Origin of the sequence: Blastococcus sp. TBT05-19 (assembly GCF_003319095.1) — a bacterium.
GTDB lineage: Bacteria > Actinomycetota > Actinomycetes > Mycobacteriales > Geodermatophilaceae > Blastococcus.
Genome location: NZ_QOHI01000002.1, coordinates 132,708 through 151,778 on the forward strand (window position 1 = coordinate 132,708; position 19,071 = coordinate 151,778).

Here is a 19,071-nt window from a genome sequence, read left to right on the forward strand (position 1 = left end):
CGGGGCGGACGGCCCATGGTGGGCGACGGGTACGACACGGCGCACCCGCTTTTCCGTCGTCCCGGCTGCCCGACCGCGTGCGGCCGGGGGCCCGGCGTGCTGGGCTGCCTGCATGGACGCGAAGAACGCACCGTGGTGGACCCGCGCCGTCGTCTACCAGGTCTACCCGCGCTCGTTCATGGACTCCGACGGCGACGGGATCGGCGACCTCGGCGGGGTCCTGCTGCACGTCGACCACCTGGCCGACCTCGGCGTCGACGTCGTCTGGCTCTCCCCGGTCTACCCCTCGCCGCAGGCCGACAACGGCTACGACATCAGCGACTACCAGGGCATCGACCCGCTGTTCGGCTCGCTGGAGCAGCTCGACGAGCTGATCGGGGCGCTGCACGCGCGAGGCATGAAGCTGCTCATGGACCTGGTCGTGAACCACACCAGCGACCAGCACCCGTGGTTCCTGGAGTCGGCGTCGTCGCCGGACTCGCCGAAGCGCGACTGGTACTGGTGGCGGCCGCCGCGGCCCGGGTTCGCCGCCGGGGAGCCGGGTGCGGAGCCCACGAACTGGCAGTCCTTCTTCTCCGGACCGGTCTGGGAGCTCGACGAGGCGTCCGGCGAGTACTACCTGCACCTGTTCGACCGGCGGCAGCCCGACCTGAACTGGGAGAACCCGCAGGTCAGGCACGCGGTCTACGAGATGATGCGGTGGTGGCTCGACCGCGGGGTCGACGGGTTCCGCATGGACGTCATCAACATGATCAGCAAGGACGTCGGCCCGGCCGGCGAGCTGCACGACGGGCCGCCGCTGCCCGGCTCGGCGCTCGGTGACGGCTCGGCGTCCTACCTCGGCGGGCCGCGGATCCACGAGTTCCTGGCCGAGATGCACCGCGAGGTCTTCGCGGGGCGGGACGGAACGTTCCTCACCGTCGGCGAGATGCCCGGCGTGACCGTGGAGCAGGCGCGGCTGTTCACCGATCCGGCCCGCGCGGAGGTGGACATGGTGTTCCAGTTCGAGCACGTCGGCCTGGACCACGGCACGTCGAAGTGGGACGTCAGGCCGCTGCGGATGCGCGACCTCAAGGCGTCGTTCGGGCGGTGGCAGACCGGGCTGGCCGACGTGGGGTGGAACTCGCTCTACTGGGACAACCACGACCAGCCGCGCGCGGTCTCCCGCTTCGGCGACGACTCCCCCGAGTTCCGCCGCGACTCGGCGACCTGCCTGGCCACGCTGCTGCACCTGCACCGCGGAACTCCCTACGTCTACCAGGGCGAGGAGCTCGGGATGGCGAACTTCCCGTTCACCTCCCTCGAGGACTTCCGGGACGTCGAATCGCTCAACCACCACGTGCAGGCGGTGTCGGCCGGCTCCGATCCGGCCGAGGTCCTGGCCGCGCTGCGCACGATGAGCCGGGACAACGCGCGCACGCCGGTGCAGTGGGACGCCTCGCCGCACGCCGGCTTCACCACCGGGACGCCGTGGCTGCCGGTCAACCCCGACCACGTGGAGTGGAACGCGGCGGCGCAGCGGGACGACGAGACCTCCGTCCTGGCTCACTACCGGCGGCTGATCGCCCTGCGGCACGCCGACGACGTCGTGGCGCTCGGCGACTTCACGATGCTCCTCCCGGATCACGACGCCGTGTACGCGTTCACCCGGTCGCTGGGCGACGAGGAGCTGCTCGTCGTCTGCAACCTGTCGCGGACGACGTACCGGCTGGCCGAGCTGCTGCCCGAGGCGCCGGCGGCCGAGCTGGTGCTGGGCAACATGGGCGACGACGACCCGGCCGAGCTGCGCCCGTGGGAGGCCCGCGTCCTGCGGTTGCCGTGAAGCGGACGCTCGACACCGCTGCGCCGCCGCGCCAGCATGGCGGTCCTCCACCTCGGGAGGGGCCATGGAAGAGGAACCACCGCTCACCGTGGTGCGGCCGGGTGAGGGACGCACGGCCGACCTGGGGGACGGCGTCGGTGTCGCCTTCAAGCTGTGGGGCGCGGACACCGGTGGCTCGGTCGCCGTCGTCGAGCACCCGTTCGCCGTGGGCGCGTACGTCTCGGCCCACCTGCACACCCGCGAGGACGAGTACTCGATCGTCACCGAGGGCGAGATCGGCTTCCGGTCGGGCGACCGGGAGGCCGTCCTGGGCCCCGGCGGTTACATCACCAAGCCGCGCGGGGAGATGCACGCCATGTGGAACGCGGGCCGCACGCCGGCCCGCATGATCGAGATCATCAGCCCGGCCGGCTTCGAGGGCTTCTTCCGCGACGTCGCCGACCTCGCCGAGGCCGGGACGACCGATCCTCAGGTCTTCGTCGACCTCGCCGCCTCCTACGGCCTGGAGTTCGGGGAGCCGGAGTGGCAGGCCGACGTCCTCGCGCGCTACGGCCTCACCCCGCCGGCCTGGTGACGCGCCGCTCCCGGGGAAACCTCGTCGACCCGGATCGGAGGGCCGCCTAGGGTCTCCTCCTCGTGGGCCGGGTCGTCGAAGCAGTGCTGCCGGCCCGCATGGGGACGTCGTTCCGCTGGCTGGTCGGCTCCGCCTGGGTCGGCAACCTGGGCGACGGCGTGGCGCTGGCGGCGGGCCCCCTGCTCGTCGCCTCGCAGACCTCCGACCCGTTCCTCGTCGCGATGGCCGGTCTCCTGCAGCGCCTGCCGTGGCTGCTGTTCGGGCTGCACGCCGGGGTGCTCGCCGACCGGGTCGACCGCCGGCTCGTGGTCGTCGTCGTCGACCTGGTCCGCGCCGGCGTCGTCGCCGTCCTGGTCGCCGCCCTGCTGACCGACGCGGTGAACGTGCCGGTCGTGCTGGGCGCGATGTTCCTGTTCGGCGTCGCCGAGGTGTTCGTGGACACCACCACCGCGACCCTGATGCCGATGGTCGTGGCCAAGCCCGACCTGGGCATCGGGAACGCCCGGATGATGACCGCCGGGATCACGATGAACCAGCTGGTCGGGCCGGCGGTCGGCGCGGCCCTGTTCGCCGCGGGCACGGCGTGGCCCTTCGTCGTCCAGGCCGTCTGCCTGCTGCTCGGCGCGCTGCTGGTCTCCCGGATGGTCGTTCCCCCGCTGCCCCGGGCCGACGGTCCGCGCCACGTCGGCCGCGACATCGCCGAGGGCTTCCGCTGGACGTGGGGCAACCCCGCGGTGCGCACGCTGACGCTCACGATCGTCACGTTCAACGTCACCTACGGCGCGGCCTGGTCGGTCCTCGTGCTCTACGCGACGGAGCGGCTGGACATGGGGCCGATCGGGTTCGGCCTGCTCACCACGGTCGGGGCGCTGGGCGGCCTGCTGGGGACGGCGGGCTACGACTGGCTCGAACGGCACGTCTCGCTCGCGTCGATCATGCGGGTGGGGCTGGTGATCGAGACCTTGACCCACCTCGGGCTCGCGCTCACTACCACGCCCTGGGTAGCGATGGCGATCATGTTCGCCTTCGGCGCGCACGCCTTCGTGTGGGGGACGACGTCGCGCACCGTCCGGATGCGCGCGGTGCCGGCCGCGCTGCAGGGCCGGGTGGGCAGCCTCTACTCGATCGGGGTCTTCGGCGGCATCGTCGCCGGCCAGGCCCTCGGCGGGGTCATCGCGCGGATCTGGGGCATCACCGGCCCCTTCTGGTTCGCCTTCGTGGGCTCCGCCGTCATCCTGGCGCTGATCTGGCGGGAGCTCGCGCACATCGCCCACGCCGACGAGGAGGCCCTCGCGGCCTGATGAGCCCCGGTCAGGCGCTGCGCAGCGGGGCCACCGACGGAGCGCTCCGGAGAACGCTGCCGTAGTGGCTGATCAGCTGGTCGCCGATGCGGGCCCAGGTGCGGTTCTCCACCGACGAGCGGGTGCGGGCCGCGACAGCCCGCAGCGCCAGCCGGTCGTCGCGGAGCCCGGCGACCATCGCGGCCAGGACCTCGGGGTCGTTCCCGGCCCACAGCCAGCCGTTCTCGCCGTGCCGCACGAGGTCCAGCGGGCCGCCGGACGCCGCCACGACGGCGGGGACGCCGGAGGCCAGCGCCTCCTGGACCGCCTGGCAGAACGTCTCGTCGGCGCCCGGGTGCACGAGGAGGTCGAGCGAGGCCACGATCCGCGCGAGCGCGTCCCCCGTGCGCTGCCCCAGGAGGACCGCCTCGGGCAGGTCCCGGGCCAGTCGTCCCCGGCACGGACCCTCCCCGACCAGGACCAGCCGGACGCCCGGCAACCGGCTCACCCCGGCCAACAGCTCCAGCCGCTTCTCCACGGCGAGCCGGGCGACCACCCCGACCAGCAGCTCCCCGTTCGGGGTCAGCTGCCGGCGCAGCCACGCATCCCGCCGTCCGGGCGCGAACTGCACCAGGTCGACGCCGCGGGCCCATGACGCCACCGGTCCGATGCCGTGCCGCCGCAGCAGGGCGGCGGCCGACGAGGACGGCGCCAGCGTGAGGTCGGCCGTCGCGTGCACCGAGCGCAGCACCCGCCAGGCCGCGGCCGCCCCGCCGGGCACCCGGTAGCGCCGCGCGAAGGCGGCGAGGTCGGTCTGGAACACCGCCACGGTCGGGATGCCCAGCGCCCGGGCCGCCCGCCCGGCTGCGGCACCGAGGACCGCCGGCGAGGCGAGGTGGACGACGTCGGGCGCGAGGTCGGCGAGCACCCGCATGAGATCGCCCCCTGGGCGGGCCAGGGGCAGCCGGCGGTACATCGGCAGCTGCATCGAAGGCACCGTCACCACCTCCACCTCGGCGCCGCAGTCCGACTGGTACGACGTCCCGCTGGGCGCCACGACGACCGGCACGTGCCCTCGGACGGCGAGGTGGTCGACCGCGTGCAGCACCGAGCCGACGACCCCGTTGACGGCCGGGCGGAAGGTCTCGGCGACCACGACGACCCGCAGTCCCACGGGTGCCCCGACGCCGGTCACGGTGCGACCAGCTCGACGCGGACGGCCGGCGTGGGAGCGTGCGGAGCAGCGGTCACGGGAGCACCTCGTGTGCCGGAGGCCCCGAACGGGCCCCGAACACCCCGCAGGGTGGGGTTCGCAGATGTCCGGCCGGTGCACACCGGCGGACGGCGACACGACGGTTCGGCGGGAACCGGGCGGACGCACCCCTCCCGCCGCGTTCGTCCCACCCGTCCGCGCCCGGGGCCGTGCCAGGCTTGACCCTCGACCCGGTCGAGGCCGGACGGTTCCTGTCGTGGAGGAGCGCATGCGGGGGATCGGCCAGATGGCGCGCGAGAGCGGCCTGACCGTCAGCGCGCTGCGGTTCTACGACGGCGCCGGCGTGCTCGTGCCGGCGCACGTGGACCCGTGGACGAGCTACCGCTGGTACAGCGACGAGCAGGTCGTCGTCGCGCGGTTGGTCGCCCGGTTGCGGCGGGTGGGTCTGCCGCTCGCCGAGATCAGCCGGGTGCTCGAGCACCGCGACGACCTCGCCGTCGTCGACGCCGTCCTGGAGACGCACCTGCGGCGCCTCGAGGACGGCCTGGCCGATGCCCGCCGTGAGCTCTCCTCCGCTCGATCCCTGCTGGCGAAGGAGAACCCGATGACCTCGATCCGCACCACGACCACTGCCCTGCTCGACGCCCTGCGCGCCGTGCGCTTCGCCGTCGGCACCGACCCCGGGCTGCCGATGCTCACCGGCGTCCTGGTCGACGCCGACGACGACGCCGTCCGCCTCGTGGCCACCGACCGGTACCGGCTGGTCGTGCGGCACCTGCCCGGCGCGGTCCTCGACGGCGCGCGGGTGAGCGCGATCGTGCCGGTCGCGCTGGTCGACGAGGCGCTGGCGACGTTCTCCGGTGCTGCCCCGCTGACGCTGGAGGTCGACGGCGACGACGTCGTCCTGGAGGCGGGTGCGCAGGTGCTGCGGGGCCGCCGGGTGGACGCGGACTTCCCCGACTACCGGCCGCTGGTGCGCGAGGCGGGCAGTGCGCAGGTGGAGCTCGACGTCGCCCGGTTCCGCGACGAGCTGGCCGCCGCGCCCACGCGCACGGTGCCGACCGGCCCGGACGGCGCGGAGGAGACCGCGACCGTGCTGACGCTGGCCGACGTGGAGGTGGGCGTGAACCGGGAGTTCCTGCTGCAGGCGCTCGACGCCGGGGAGGCCGGGCAGCTGGTGCTCGACCTCGACGGCCCGCTCGCGCCGCTCGCCCTCCGCGACCCGCGCCGCCCCGGCGACGTCAGCCTGCTGATGCCCATCCGCCTGACGGCCTGAGCGTGCGGTGAGTGTGCACTGATCGGGGCCATGAGCCGGCGATGAGCCCGATCAGTGCACACTCGCGGCGGCTACGGTGCGGCGTGGCCCACGAGGACGACGTCGCGCACGCCAACGGGGTGATCCGCTCGATGGTGGGCGGCCACCTCTACGAGCTGGGCGTGAGCGCCGGCGGGCTCGTCCTGAGGTTCAGCTCGTCGTGGGAGGTGTCCCTCGGCGCCGCCACGAGCGTCGGCGACGCGCCCCCGGTCGAGACGACGAGCGCCGACTGCGTGGCCGCGCACATGCCGTTGCTGGTCGCCGACCTGGACGCCGCCGGCATCGGCGAGGACGGGGTCCTCACGCTCACGCTGGCCGGGACCACGATCCGCTGCGCGCCCGAGGGCGACTACGAGGCGTGGCAGCTGAACGGGCCGGACGGTGAGCTGATCGTGTGCCTGCCCGGCGGTGGGCTCGCGATCTGGTCGGCGCGGCCGGCGTGAGTGTGCGCTGATCCACGTCATCCGGGCGCGGTGAGGTGGATCAGCGCACAGTCGCCTCAGGTGAGAGGTGAGCGGGGTAGCAGGCGGTCGCTGATGATCCGCTTCTGGATCTCGCTGGTGCCCTCGAAGATCGTGGTCAGCCGGGCGTCGCGCCAGTGCCGCTCGACCTGCCGCTCGGTGGTGTAGCCGTTGCCGCCGTGCAGCTGCATGGCCTGGTTGGTCACCCGGATCGACATCTCGGTGGCCTCGAGCTTCACCATCGAGGCCTCCTTGTGCACCGGCAGCCCGAGGTCGAGCAGGTGGGCGACCTGGCGGTAGAAGGCGCGGGACTGCTCGATCTGCGACGCCATCTCGGCGATGGCGAACCGCAGCGCCTGGAAGTCCGCGATCGGGTGGCCGAACTGCTCGCGCTCCTGCAGGTAGCGGATCGAGTCCTCGAGCGCGGCCCGCGCCAGCCCCACGGCGCGCGCGGCGGTGTGCACCCGCGCGGTGTTGAGGAACTTCTGCGCCTCGGCGAACCCGGCCTGCTTGGCCTCCTCGCCCTCGGCGTCGCTCTCCTCGCGGGCCGCCCGCGCCTCGTCGATGACGTTGTCCTTCGGGATGCGGACGCCGTCGAACCGCAGGTCCCAGGTGAGGAAGCCGTGGTAGCCGATCTTGTCGATCGGGGAGCCGGTGAGGCCCTCGGGGAACTCGCCGCGCTTCTTCTCCAGCAGCAGGTTGATCAGGCCGGCGGAGCGGGACTCCCCCTCCTCCGGGTCGCGCTCGCGCACGAGCACCTGGATGAAGTCGGCGGCCTTGGCGTTGCCGCACCAGCGCTTGTGCCCGGTCACGACCCACTCGTCGCCGTCCAGGACGGCGCGGGTGGACACACCGGCGAGGTCGGACCCGGCGTCGGGCTCGGACAGCGCGATCGCGCCGATCCAGTCGCCGCGGGCGCTGCGGCCCAGCAGCTCGTGCCGGCGGTCGGCGTCGAGCAGCGCCGTCCCGAGGCCCTGGGAGCGGGCCAGGATGCTGGCCGTCGACATCCAGGCGCGGGCCAGCTCCTCGCTGACCATGCAGTACTCGAAGACGCCCAGGCCCAGACCGCCCTGCTCGGCGGGCACCGTGATGCCGAAGTAGCCGAGCTCGGCCAGCCGCTGCAGCAGCGACGCCGGGATCTCGCCCTTCTGCGGGTCGAGCTCGTCGGCGACCGGGAGCACCTCGTCCATCGCGAACCGGCGGGCCTGCTCCTGGAGGGCCTCGCGCTCCGGGGTGTGCCACGGCGGCAGGAGGACCGGCGGCTGCGGCTCCCAGATCTCGTTCTCGGACTCGCTGGCGCTCGACGTCATCGTCGGTCGGCCTCCTCGGTCGGGCGGACGGTTCGCTACACCTTGGCGGGGAAGCCTTCCCGCCGCACGCCGTCGTCACCCGTGAGGTGAGCAGCCTCACCCGGCATGATCACGTCGTGAACGTCCCCGGCATCGACGTCCCCGACCACCGCGGCCGCACCGGCCTGGACCAGGTGGGCCGCGACCTCACCGGCAACCCGGACGTCGTCGTCCGGGACGTCGAGCTGCTGGCCAGCGGCTGGCACGTGCTCCGGCGGACGACGCTGGAGCGGCGGCGCCGCGACGGCGAGCAGGTCGTCGAGCAGCGGGAGACCTACGACCGCGGCAACGGCGCGACCCTGCTCCCCTACGACGCCGAGCGCCGCACCGTCCTGCTCACCCGGCAGTTCCGCTACCCGGTCTACGTCAACGGCCACCCCGACGGGCTGCTGATCGAGGCGGCCGCCGGCCTGCTGGACGACGACTCCCCCGAGGACGCCGTCCGGCGCGAGGTCGAGGAGGAGCTCGGCGTCACCGTCGGCGAGGTGGAGCACGTCTTCGACGTCTTCATGAGCCCCGGCTCGGTGACCGAGTGCCTGCACTTCTACGCCGCGCCCTACCGGCCGCGCGACCGCACCGGCGCGGGTGGCGGGCTGGCCGACGAGGGCGAGGACATCGAGGTGCTGGAGCTGCCCTTCGACGAGGCGCTGGCCATGGTCGACGACGGCCGGATCGCCGACGCGAAGACGATCATGCTGCTGCAGTGGGCGGCGCTGCGCGGGCCGTTCAGGAGCTGACGCGGTCCTTCGCCAGCGCGATGTAGTGCTCGACCAGCGAGGCGTCGTCGACGGTGCCGGTGTTGACGGCCTTGGCCGGGTCCACGCCCTGGAACAGCCGCTTGAGCGGCACCTCCAGCCGCTTGCCGGTGCGGGTGTGCGGCACACCGGGCACGGCGAGCACCTCGTCGGGCACGTGCCGCGGGCTGGCCGTCGTCCGGATCGCTGCCTTGAGCCGGCCCACCAGGTCGTCGGTGAGCTCCTCCCCCGGCGCGAGCTGCACGAACAGCGGCATCCAGTAGCCGCCATCGGGCTGCTCCACGCCCAGGACGACGCAGTCGAGCACCTCCGGGAAGGCCTCGACGGCGGCGTAGATGTCGGCGGTGCCCATGCGCACGCCGCCGCGGTTGAGCGTGGAGTCCGAGCGGCCGGTGATGACGCAGGTGCCCCGCTCGGTGATCTCCAGCCAGTCGCCGTGCCGCCAGACGCCGGGCCACGGCTCGAAGTAGGCCGCGCGGTAGCGCTCCCCGTCGGGGTCGTTCCAGAAGTGCAGGGGCATCGAGGGCATCGGCTCCGTGACCACGAGCTCGCCGAGCTCCCCGGCCACCGGCTCCCCCTGCTCGTTCCAGGAGGCGACGGCGACGCCGAGGTTCGGGCGCTGCAGCTCGCCAGCGGTCACCGGCAGCAGGGGGCTCGACCCGATGAACCCGGTCGCGACGTCGGTGCCGCCCGACGCCGACGTCAGCTGCAGGTGCGTGCCGACGGCGTCGTAGACCCAGGTGTAGGAGCCGGCGGGCAGCGGCGAGCCCGTCGAGGCGAGCACCCGTACGGCGGAGAGGTCGTGGTCCTCGCCGGGCCGGACGCCGGCCTTCTGGACCGCGGCGAGGTAGCCGGGGCTGGTGCCGAGGTGGGTGACGCCGAGCGACGCGGCGAGGGCGAACTGCGCGTCCACGGTCGGGTAGGCGGGGGCGCCGTCGTGCACGACCGCAGTCGCGCCCGACAGCAGCGAGGACACCACGACGTTCCACATCATCCAGGCGGTCGAGGTGTACCAGTAGAAACGGTCGCCCGGGCACAGGTCGCTGTGCAAGGTCCCGGACTTGCGCTGCTCCAGCACCACGCCGCCGTGCCCGTGCACGATCCCCTTCGGCAGCCCGGTCGTGCCCGAGGAGTACAGGATCCACAGGGGGGCGTCGAAGGGCGTCGCCTCGAACACCGGCTCCTGCTCGTCGGCGACTGCGTCGGCCCACGACATCGCGCCCTCGGGGACCTCGTCGGCGAACAGCCGGGGGACGGCGATCGTCGACCGCACCGTGGGCAGCGCGGCCCGCAGCTCCGCCACGACCTCGCGCCGGTCGTGGGCCCGGCCGTTGAACCGGTAACCGTCGACGGCGACCAGCACCGTGGGCTCGATCTGGGCGAAGCGGTCCAGCACCGCGCGGGTGCCGAAGTCCGGCGCGCAGGCCGACCACACCGCGCCGATCGAGGCCGCGCCGAGGAAGGCGACGATCGCCTCGGGCACGTTGGGCAGGTAGCCGACCACGCGGTCACCGGACCGGACACCCAGCCCGCGCAGGGTCGCGGCGAAGGCGCCCACCTGCCCGCGCAGCGTCTCCCAGGAGATCTCGACCGGGTCGGCGTCCTCCGCGACGGCGATGATCGCGGGGTGCGCGTCGGTGGCGTGCGCGAGGGCCTGCTCGGCGTAGTTCACGGTGGTCCCCGGGAACCAGACCGCGCCGGGCATGCTCCGGTCGGTCAGCACCCGGTCGTCGGGGACGTCGGGCAGCACGCCGGTCCAGGCCGCGAGGTCGCCCCAGAACTGGTCGAGGTTCTCCACCGACCAGCGCCACAGGACGTCGTACTCGGTCGGATCGCCGAAGGAGAGACCGCGGCGCTCCTCCACCCAGCGGGCGAACGTCGCCATGCGGGTCCGGTGCACGGTGTCGGGGTTCGGTCGCCAGAGCTCCGCGGGGGTCTCGCTCACCCCCGCACCATGCCATCCTCTGTCCGCGCCGACCACGGCCCACGAACCCCGAGGAGCGCCTGTGTCGCCCGACCCCGACGACGAGCGCAACGTGCTGGGCGGCCCGCTCGAGCCGTGCGGCACCGATCCGGTCACCGGGTTCTACCGCGACGGGCACTGCACCACCGGCCCGGACGACCTGGGCCGGCACACGGTGTGCGCCGTCGTCTCCACCGAGTTCCTCGCGATGCAGCGTGAGCTGGGCAACGACCTCTCCACCCCGCGGCCGGAGTACGGCTTCCCCGGGCTGCGGCCGGGCGACCGCTGGTGCGTCGTCGCCACCCGGTGGCTGCAGGCCTACCAGGCCGGCGCCGCCTCGGGTGTGGTGCTGGCCGCCACGAACGCCCGCTCGCTGGAGATCGTGCCGCTCGAGGCGCTGCGCCGGTACGCCGTCGACGTCCCCGACGACATCCGCGGCCTGGAATGAACACCGCGCGGGAGGCGCTGGCGCGGGCATGAGCGACCTCCTCGACGTGCCCGTGACCACGCTCCAGGGCGAGCCGACGACGTTCGGCGCGCTCACCGGCGGCCGACCGGCGCTGGTCGTCAACGTGGCGAGCAGGTGCGGGCTCACCCCGCAGTACACGGCGCTCGAGGCGCTGCACGAGGAGTACGGCGCCCGCGGGTTCACCGTGATCGGCGTCCCGTGCAACCAGTTCATGGGCCAGGAGCCCGGCAGCGCGGAGGAGATCGAGCAGTTCTGCTCGGCCACCTACGGCGTCACCTTCCCGATGACCGGCAAGGTCGAGGTCAACGGCGAGGGCGCGCACCCGCTGTTCCAGCGGCTCACCACCACGCCCGACCTGGACGGCAAGGCCGGGGACGTCTCCTGGAACTTCGAGAAGTGGATCGTCGACGGCAGCGGCGAGGTGGTCGCCCGCTTCCGGCCGATGACGCTGCCCGACGCCCCCGAGGTGCGCGCCGCCATCGAGTCGGTGCTGCCCGGCTGACCGCCGCGGTGCCGCCACGACCGCCGCGCTGCAGCGCGGCGGTCGGCACCGCAGGGCGGCGGCGACGGGGAGCGCCTACGGTCGGGCGATGAGCCACGCCGACCTGCGCTTCTGGTTCGACCCGGTCTGCCCCTTCGCCTGGATGACGTCCAAGTGGGTCCGGATGGTCGCCGCCCAGCGCGAGTACGCGGTGGAGTGGCGGTTCATCTCGCTCCGGCTGCTCAACGCGCACGTCGACTACGACGCGCACTTCCCGCCGGAGTACGAGGCGGGGCACACGTCGGGGCTGCGGCTGCTCCGGGTGGCCGCCCGCGTCCGCGCCGAGCACGGACCCGACGCCGTCGCCCGGCTGTACGAGGCGCTCGGCGAGCAGATCTTCGAGACGGCGAACGAGCCCGGCGACGAGGTCCGCCGCGGCACCCGGGAGTTCCTCGAGCCGGTGCTCGCCGGGGTGGGGCTGCCCACCGACCTGGCCGACGCCCTGGACGACGACTCGCAGGACGCGCAGATCCAGGCGGAGACCGACGAGGCGCTGGCCCTGACCGGCAAGGACGTCGGGACGCCGATCCTGCAGTTCCGCCCGCCGGAGGGGGTCGCCTTCTTCGGCCCCGTCATCAGCCGGCTGCCGAGCGAGGACGAGGCCGTCGAGCTGTGGGACCACGTGATCGGGCTGGCCTCGTTCCCGGGGTTCGCGGAGATGAAGCGCAGCCTCCGCGAGCGGCCTCAGCTGGTCGGGTTCGGCTGGCGGCCGGATGAGCAGCAGGTCCAGGAGGACTGGCACGGCGGGAGCCGGCGGCCGAAGCGGTGAGCCCGCGCCGGTGACCGGGCGGCTCGACGGCGGTAAGGTAAGCCTTATCTGATCTTCGCCGTCCGTCCCGGGAGCTGCTCGTGACCGCCACGGTCGACGTCCCGGCCCGGGACGCGGCACGCCCACCCGCGCGTTCGCCGCGCACGCGGCGGCTGGTCACCCTCGTGCTGCTGCTGGTGCTGGTCGTCGGGGCCGCGCTGGCGAGCATCGCCGTCGGCACCCGCTCGATCGGCCTCGGCGAGGTGTGGCGGTCCCTGCTCGACGCCGACCTCACCACCGAGGAAGCGGTGATCGTCCGCCAGCTGCGCGTGCCCCGCACCGTGCTCGGCCTGCTGGTCGGGCTGGCGCTGGGCATCTCGGGCGCGCTGATGCAGGGCCACACCCGCAACCCGCTGGGCGATCCCGGCCTCCTCGGTGTCACCGCGGGCGCGAGCCTCGCCGTCGTGCTGGCCATCGCGCTGTTCGGGGTGACCTCGCCGTCGGGCTACGTCTGGTTCGCCTTCGCCGGAGCCCTGGCCGGCACCGTGCTGGTCTACGCCATCGGCTCGGCCGGCCCCGGCGGTGCCACCCCGCTCACGCTCGCCCTGGCCGGCGCCGCGCTCTCGGCCCTGCTCTACGCGCTGGTGCGGGCGGTGCTCGTCTCGGACTCCCAGACGCTGGACACCTTCCGGTTCTGGGTCGTGGGCTCGCTCGCCGGGCGCGGGGCCGAGGTCGCCTGGCAGGTGGGCCCGTTCATCGCCGCCGGCCTGGTGCTCGCGCTGGTCAACGCGCCGGCGCTGAACCTGCTCGGCCTGGGCGAGGACGTCGCCCGCGGACTGGGTCAGCGCATCTGGCTCGCCCGTGTGGTCGGGCTGGCCGCCATCACGCTGCTGTGCGGCGCGGCCACCGCGGCGTGCGGGCCCATCGCCTTCGTCGGCCTCGTGGTGCCGCACATGGTGCGGGCGCTGACCGGCCCCGACCACCGCTGGCTGCTGCCCTGCTCGGGCCTGCTGGGCGCCGCGCTGCTGCTGGTCGCCGACGTCGTGGGCCGGGTCGTCGCCCGCCCCGGCGAGCTGCAGGTCGGCATCGTGCTCGCGCTGCTCGGCGCACCGTTCTTCATCGCGCTCGTGCGCCGCACCCGGGCGGCCGGGCTGTGAGCGTGGCAGCCCCGGTCCGCAGCGGGCGGGTGGTGCGCACCGGCCCGGTGTCGGGTGCGGTGCGCGTGCGCCACCTGGTCGTGCCGCTGGCCGCCGCCGGCGCGCTGGTCGTGCTGTCCGCGATCAGCATGGGCCGCGGCGACTTCCCCATCGGCGTGCTCGACGTGCTGCGCACCCTGGTGGGCCTCGGCGAGGGCCCGCAGGAGTTCATCGTCCTGGAGCTGCGCGCACCCCGGGTCGTCGTCGGCGCGCTGGTCGGGCTGGCCTTCGGCGTGGCCGGGGCCCTGTTCCAGACCTTCGCCCGCAACCCGCTGGCCTCCCCCGACACCCTCGGGATCACCATCGGTGCCTCCGCCGGGGCCGTGGCCGCCATCGTGCTCACCGGCGGCACCTCCACGGGCGCGATCCTCGGCGGCCTGGGCATCCCGCTCGCCGCGCTGCTGGGTGCGCTGGTCGCCGGGCTGCTGCTGTTCGCGCTCGCCTGGCGGGCCGGCGTCGACGGGTACCGGCTGGTGCTCGTCGGCATCGCGCTGTGGGCCGTCGGCAACGCGCTGGTCGACTGGCTGCTCACCCGGGCGGAGATCAACGACGCCGCGTCTGCCTACGTGTGGATCACCGGGTCGCTGAACAGCCGGACGTGGGACCACGCGCTCCCCCTCGCCGTCGCGCTGTGCGTGCTGCTGCCGCTGGCGCTGGCCACGAGCCGCACGCTGACGGTGCTGCAGTTCGGCGACGACACCGCCCGCGGGCTCGGGGTGCGGCTGGCCGGCGCCCAGACCGCGGTCGTCCTGCTCGCCGTCGGTCTCGTCGCCTTCGCGGTCTCCGCGGCCGGACCGATCACCTTCGTCGCCCTCGTCGTCCCGCAGATCGCGGTGCGGCTCACCGGCGGCTCCCGGCCCCCGCTGCTGGCCTCGGGGCTGATCGGGGCGCTGCTCGTGGTGGGCGCCGATCTGGTCACCCGCACAGTGCTGCCCGAGGCGCTGCCGGTCGGCATCCTCACCGCCGCGATCGGCGCCCCCTACCTGCTCTGGCTCCTGGTCCGCGGAAGGCGGCGATCCACCCTGTGACCACCCACGCCGAACTCGCACCCCCGGCCACCTCCACGGCACGGGTGCGGCTGGCCGCCGAGCACGTCCGGCTGGCCTACGACGACCGCGTGGTCGTCGACGACCTCACCCTGGAGCTCACCGAGGGCTCGTTCACCGCGATCGTCGGCCCCAACGGCTGCGGCAAGTCCACCCTGCTGCGAGCCCTGGGCCGGCTGCTGCGCCCGACCGCGGGCCAGGTGCTGCTCGACGGCCGGGCGATCTCGCGGACGCCGACCCGCGAGGTGGCCAAGGTGCTCGGCCTGCTCCCCCAGACGCCGGTCGCCCCCGAGGGTCTCAGCGTCGGCGACCTGGTCGCCCGCGGCCGGCACCCGCACCAGACCTGGCTGCGCCAGTGGTCGCGCGACGACGAGGCCGTCGTCGCCGAGGCGCTGGCCTGGACCGACATGGCCGAGCTCGCCGACCGGCCGGTGGACGCCCTCTCCGGCGGGCAGCGGCAGCGCGCCTGGATCTCGATGGCCCTGGCGCAGGGCACCGACCTGCTCCTGCTCGACGAGCCCACCACCTACCTCGACCTCTCCCACCAGATCGACGTCCTGGAGCTGGTCGGCCGGCTGCACGCCGAGCGTGGCCGCACCGTCGTCGTGGTGCTGCACGACCTCAACCTCGCCGCGCGCTACGCGAAGCGGCTCGTGGCGATGAAGGACGGCGCGCTCGTCGCCTCCGGCACGCCCGAGGAGGTGCTCACCGAGCGGCTGCTGGCCGACGTCTTCGACCTCGAGGCGCGGGTGCTCCCGGACCCGGTGGCCGGCACGCCGATGGTCGTGCCGGTGCGCCGACTGCGCTGACCAGCGCACTCGCCCCGGACACCCCCTTGCACCGCTTGGTTAGGACAGGCTAACCTTCCTCACAACGAGGGAAGATCGACTTCCCGGACGAGCGAGGAGCGACCTGTGCACCGGAAGACCCTGGCCGGCGGCCTGCTCGCGCTGGCCGTCGCGGCCACCGCGACCGCCTGCGGCGGGACCGAGGACACCGACTCGGCCGCCGGGAGCGGCGGCTGGGAGTTCACCGACGACCTCGGGCAGACGGTGACGCTCGACGAGGCGCCCGAGCGGATCGCCGGCCTCAACGACCTGACCGCGTCGCTGTGGAACTACGGCATCGAGCCGGTGGCCACGTTCGGCCAGACCTCCGCCGAGGACGACGTCGCCTTCGAGGGCCGCGACCTCGGCGACGTGGCGATCGTCGGCTCCAGCTACGGCGAGATCGACCTGGAGGCGCTCGCCGCCGCCGATCCGGACGTCATCGTCACCACGATCTACCCGACCGACTCCACCGGCGAGATCCCCGAGGGCACCGCCGGGTACGGCTTCAACGACCTGGCGCAGGAGGAGCAGGTCGCGGAGATCGCGCCGGTCATCCACATCGCCTACACCGGCTCGGGTGCCGACGTCATCGAGCGCGTCGTCGAGCTGGCCGCCGCCCTCGGCGTCGACACCCAGGGCGGCGAGGTGGCCGAGGCTCGCGCCGACTTCGAGGCCGCCTCGGCCACGCTCGAAGAAGCCGCTGCCGGCGGCATCAGCGTGCTGCCGGTGTTCGCCACCCAGGCCGACGGCTGGTGGATGGCGAAGGCGGCCGACGACCCGCAGCTGCGGATGTACGCCGATCTCGGCGTGAACTTCGTCGACCCGGGCGGCGACGGCTACTTCTGGAACTCCGTGGGCTGGGAAGAGGTCCCGAACCACCCGAGCGACGTCGTCCTCTACTCGCTGCGGTTCAGCATGACGCCCGAGGAGATCGCCGCGCAGCCCACCGCCGCGCTGCTGCCCGCCGTGCAGAACGGCCAGCTGCACCCGTGGAAGTACATCGGCCCGGACTACGTCGCCCAGGCCGCGTACATGGAGGAGCTCGCCGGCTACCTGACCGAGAGCGAGGACGTCACCGCCTGAACGGGGCCTGGCCCCGCGGTCACGACGACAGCGGGGCCGGCACCTCGGGCAGCAGCGGCGGCTCGGCCCGGTCGGCCGAGTGCGCCCGCGCGGTCTGGGCGAGCGCGATCCCGGTGAGGACGACGAGGCCGCCGGCCACCTGCCAGCCGGTGAGCACCTGCTCCACCCACAGCCAGGCGACGATCGAGGCGAACACCGGCTCCACGGTCGCGACGAGCCCGGCCGTCGTCGGCGGCAGGTGCGGCAGGGCGCTGATGGACAGCCAGAACGGCGCCACCGCCCCCAGCACGCAGATCCACCCGATCAGCACCCACAGCGGCGCCCGCAGGTCGCCCAGCGAGAGCGGGACCGACTCACCCAGGACGCCGGCGTCGAAGGCCCACCACGGTGCGGCCGCCGCCCAGAACAGCGCGGCGGCCACGAAGCTCCAGCACGTCAGCGTCACCGGGTCGCGGCCGACGGTGCCGCGCTCGCCCACCAGGTAGTAGGTGGCCAGGCACAGCGCCGCCGCCAGGGCCGCTCCCACGCCGACCGCGTCGAGCGAGCCGCCGCCCTCCCAGACCTGGGCCACCAGCACGAGCCCGGACAGCGAGAGCAGCAGCGCCAGCCACAGCCGGCTGCGCACCGCCTCGCGCCGGACCAGCCACACGTACAGCGCGATGAACACCGGCGCGGTCATCTCGAAGACCAGCGCGATCCCGACCGGCAGCCGCCCGATCGCCACGTAGTAGAGGAACTGGGTCATCGCCACGCCGACGACGCCGAACACCGCCAGCAGCGGCAGCTCCCGCCGGTGCACGCGCAGCCGGTCGCGGGAGAACACCGCGAGGGCGCCGAGCAGCACCAGCGCCGCGCCGGTGCAGCGCAGCGCGGTCAGCCGGGTGGGTGGGATCCCCGCCTCGAGCGCCAGCGTGGACACGGTGCCATTGATCGCGAAGAGCCCGGCAGAGGCGAGCGTGAAGGCGTACCCCAGAGCGGGGCGGGCGGTGCGGGACACCGCCGAACGGTAGCGGGCAATCCGCCCCGAAGCACCTACCGGCCGGAGACGGACGTACGGCGCTGGCCGCACCGCGACTTCCCGTGGCGGCCTGGCACCTACGCCTGATCCGTCCTCGTGAGAGAGGAGAAGAGCACTCCGACCAACCAGGGAACCGCTCCGATGATCCACAACGTCAGGGTCGACCGCCACCAATCCCCGAATGTCGTCATTCCCAGCGCCTGGAGCACGAAAGCGGCGAGAGGCGCCCCGACCGCAATCAGTATCAGCGTGAGAATGTGCCTTTCCGACCCCGGGCCCACGCGGATCTCCTCCCAGACAGATGGCGGTGCCAGCAGTGTCCATGCGAGGTAGCGCGCCGAATGACTTCGCGCCCTTCCCGGCGAGACTATGCCGGCCTGGACTCCCTCCAAGGCTCTGTCTCCCGCTAACAATCCGTTTATAGCGGCACCTTAGGCGGTTGTCCTTCACGGTTCGGCGCATCGGGGGCAGGCTCGAATGGTCGCCTGCCCCCGACGCCGCCGACCCACCCATGCCGAGACGGCCGGTTGCAGCTGCAGCCTAGTGAGGCGACTACCCAGGAGCCTCGCCCCTCCGCCCCTCAAGCGTCGCGCGAGACGGCACCGTCATCCCGATCCGAATGGTTACGCCGACGGTAGGCCGCCACTCCCACTCCTACGAATACCGCTCCTAGAAAGAGTTTCGCCACGGACGAGAACCAGTCCCGCTCAACCAAATCTAGGACGCCTAGAGCGATCACAACCAGACCTGCCGTGACCATCAAGACGAGCTCCACGCGGCCCGGCGCGCCAGCGTTTCGACTCATGCAGGCCTCCTCTGCCTAGCAAGAAACCGTTGAAAAGAGCGTAAGACCAAGCCCAGCTCCAAAGGCTCTGCGCGACTGCGACACAACGGAGCTACCGGTCCTGTAAGCGGTCGTGAGGAGCTTTGCGCCCGTGAAGAGAAGTCCAGCGTTGAGCGCAAAGCAACCGACGTCACCGTAGTCGTACGTGGGCCCTGATGGGGCGCTGCGACACCAGTAACTCCCATTCATAGAGCTGACCCAACACCTCTCCAGGCCCGTCGGGTCAATGTAGTTTGTAGGGTTGCTTGCCGCGTATTCGTAGCGGTTGGAGCGGGTGGGGTCGGCGAGGGTTTCGAGGCTGTCCTGCTGGGTGAAGCGGCCGGTGATGGGGTCATACCAGCGCATGCCGTAGTGCATGAGGTGGCCGCTGGTGTCGCGGAGACCGCCGGCGTAGCCGTAGCGCTGGACGTCGACGGCACTGCTGCCGTGAAGGGTAGTGACGGCGATCTGGCCGTACGGGCGGAGCGATACGGCTCTCCGCTATCTGCATCGCTACAAATCCGCATACTCTCATTCGCCAGCATCCTCTTCGCGCCCAATCTGTCCTCCCGAGGGAGGAGAAGA

Annotated in this window: 17 protein-coding genes and 1 pseudogene; 13 read left to right on the forward strand and 5 right to left on the reverse strand. The window is 73.1% G+C overall.

The window, feature by feature from the left end:
- The first annotated feature begins 112 nt into the window (after window positions 1-112).
- From DQ244_RS07260 to DQ244_RS07270, 3 genes are all read left to right on the forward strand, one after another.
- Complete coding sequence (locus DQ244_RS07260; protein WP_113810819.1) at window positions 113-1,822, forward strand: alpha-glucosidase; 1,710 nt, start codon at window positions 113-115, stop codon at window positions 1,820-1,822.
- Between the two features lie 64 nt (window positions 1,823-1,886).
- A complete protein-coding gene (locus DQ244_RS07265; RefSeq protein WP_113810820.1) occupies window positions 1,887-2,396 on the forward strand; it encodes a cupin domain-containing protein in 510 nt (169 codons plus the stop codon).
- Window positions 2,397-2,458: 62 nt separating this feature from the next.
- Window positions 2,459-3,697 (forward strand): MFS transporter, encoded by a 1,239-nt coding sequence (locus DQ244_RS07270; protein WP_199580269.1) that lies wholly within the window; start codon window positions 2,459-2,461, stop codon window positions 3,695-3,697.
- Window positions 3,698-3,707: 10 nt separating this feature from the next.
- Here the strand turns inward: DQ244_RS07270 and DQ244_RS07275 are convergent, their stop codons facing one another.
- Window positions 3,708-4,871, reverse strand: a complete 1,164-nt coding sequence (locus DQ244_RS07275; RefSeq protein ID WP_199580270.1) for a glycosyltransferase family 1 protein — start codon at window positions 4,869-4,871, stop codon at window positions 3,708-3,710.
- A 274-nt stretch (window positions 4,872-5,145) separates the two neighbouring features.
- On the opposite strand from DQ244_RS07275, the gene DQ244_RS07280 reads away from it, so the two are divergent.
- Window positions 5,146-6,165 carry a MerR family transcriptional regulator gene (locus tag DQ244_RS07280; RefSeq protein WP_199580271.1) on the forward strand — a complete coding sequence of 340 codons (1,020 nt, stop codon included), beginning with the start codon at window positions 5,146-5,148 and terminating at the stop codon, window positions 6,163-6,165.
- Between the two features lie 83 nt (window positions 6,166-6,248).
- The gene (locus DQ244_RS07285; protein WP_113810821.1) at window positions 6,249-6,647 is read left to right on the forward strand and encodes a DUF6188 family protein; all 399 of its coding nucleotides are present in this window, start codon (window positions 6,249-6,251) and stop codon (window positions 6,645-6,647) included.
- Window positions 6,648-6,703: 56 nt separating this feature from the next.
- Here DQ244_RS07285 and DQ244_RS07290 read toward each other — a convergent pair whose 3' ends face one another.
- A complete protein-coding gene (locus DQ244_RS07290; RefSeq protein ID WP_113810822.1) occupies window positions 6,704-7,975 on the reverse strand; it encodes an acyl-CoA dehydrogenase family protein in 1,272 nt (423 codons plus the stop codon).
- Window positions 7,976-8,091: 116 nt separating this feature from the next.
- Between DQ244_RS07290 and DQ244_RS07295 the strand changes: the two genes are divergently transcribed.
- Complete coding sequence (locus DQ244_RS07295) at window positions 8,092-8,751, forward strand: NUDIX domain-containing protein (protein ID WP_113810823.1); 660 nt, start codon at window positions 8,092-8,094, stop codon at window positions 8,749-8,751.
- Here DQ244_RS07295 and DQ244_RS07300 read toward each other — a convergent pair.
- Window positions 8,741-10,714 carry an acetoacetate--CoA ligase gene (locus DQ244_RS07300; protein WP_233491239.1) on the reverse strand — a complete coding sequence of 658 codons (1,974 nt, stop codon included), beginning with the start codon at window positions 10,712-10,714 and terminating at the stop codon, window positions 8,741-8,743. The two genes, DQ244_RS07295 and DQ244_RS07300, sit on opposite strands and share 11 nt — an antisense overlap.
- Window positions 10,715-10,775: 61 nt before the next feature.
- On the opposite strand from DQ244_RS07300, the gene DQ244_RS07305 reads away from it, so the two are divergent.
- The 7 genes from DQ244_RS07305 to DQ244_RS07335 all read left to right on the forward strand — a co-directional run bounded on the left by DQ244_RS07305 (window position 10,776) and on the right by DQ244_RS07335 (window position 16,645).
- Window positions 10,776-11,180: a DUF2237 family protein gene (locus tag DQ244_RS07305; RefSeq protein WP_113810825.1), complete on the forward strand. Its 405-nt coding sequence runs from the start codon at window positions 10,776-10,778 to the stop codon at window positions 11,178-11,180.
- Between the two features lie 28 nt (window positions 11,181-11,208).
- Window positions 11,209-11,703: a glutathione peroxidase gene (locus DQ244_RS07310; protein ID WP_113810826.1), complete on the forward strand. Its 495-nt coding sequence runs from the start codon at window positions 11,209-11,211 to the stop codon at window positions 11,701-11,703.
- Window positions 11,704-11,791: 88 nt separating this feature from the next.
- A complete protein-coding gene (locus tag DQ244_RS07315; RefSeq protein WP_113810827.1) occupies window positions 11,792-12,511 on the forward strand; it encodes a hypothetical protein in 720 nt (239 codons plus the stop codon).
- An 80-nt stretch (window positions 12,512-12,591) separates the two neighbouring features.
- On the forward strand, window positions 12,592-13,647 hold the full coding sequence (locus DQ244_RS07320; protein WP_113810828.1) for an iron ABC transporter permease: 1,056 nt from the start codon (window positions 12,592-12,594) through the stop codon (window positions 13,645-13,647).
- 2 nt (window positions 13,648-13,649) lie between these two features.
- Window positions 13,650-14,714, forward strand: coding sequence for an iron chelate uptake ABC transporter family permease subunit (locus DQ244_RS07325; RefSeq protein WP_233491240.1), 1,065 nt, complete (start codon window positions 13,650-13,652; stop codon window positions 14,712-14,714).
- Window positions 14,711-15,541: an ABC transporter ATP-binding protein gene (locus DQ244_RS07330; RefSeq protein WP_233491241.1), complete on the forward strand. Its 831-nt coding sequence runs from the start codon at window positions 14,711-14,713 to the stop codon at window positions 15,539-15,541. Before DQ244_RS07325 ends, DQ244_RS07330 begins: the two co-directional genes overlap by 4 nt.
- 105 nt (window positions 15,542-15,646) lie before the next feature.
- Complete coding sequence (locus tag DQ244_RS07335) at window positions 15,647-16,645, forward strand: ABC transporter substrate-binding protein (RefSeq protein ID WP_113810830.1); 999 nt, start codon at window positions 15,647-15,649, stop codon at window positions 16,643-16,645.
- Window positions 16,646-16,664: 19 nt separating this feature from the next.
- Here the strand turns inward: DQ244_RS07335 and DQ244_RS07340 are convergent, their stop codons facing one another.
- Window positions 16,665-17,642, reverse strand: a complete 978-nt coding sequence (locus DQ244_RS07340; protein ID WP_113810831.1) for a DMT family transporter — start codon at window positions 17,640-17,642, stop codon at window positions 16,665-16,667.
- An 841-nt stretch (window positions 17,643-18,483) separates the two neighbouring features.
- A pseudogene (locus tag DQ244_RS20245) lies at window positions 18,484-18,957 on the reverse strand (RHS repeat-associated core domain-containing protein); the annotation flags it as partial.
- Between the last annotated feature and the right edge of the window lie 114 nt (window positions 18,958-19,071).

Bases quoted from the DNA above. Each gene is read 5' to 3' on its own strand.
- DQ244_RS07260 (WP_113810819.1), top strand. From the start codon at position 113: ATGGACGCGAAGAACGCACCGTGGTGGACCCGCGCCGTCGTCTACCAG.
- DQ244_RS07265 (WP_113810820.1), top strand. From the start codon at position 1,887: ATGGAAGAGGAACCACCGCTCACCGTGGTGCGGCCGGGTGAGGGACGC.
- DQ244_RS07290 (WP_113810822.1), bottom strand. From the start codon at position 7,975: ATGACGTCGAGCGCCAGCGAGTCCGAGAACGAGATCTGGGAGCCGCAG.
- DQ244_RS07310 (WP_113810826.1), top strand. From the start codon at position 11,209: ATGAGCGACCTCCTCGACGTGCCCGTGACCACGCTCCAGGGCGAGCCG.
- DQ244_RS07315 (WP_113810827.1), top strand. From the start codon at position 11,792: ATGAGCCACGCCGACCTGCGCTTCTGGTTCGACCCGGTCTGCCCCTTC.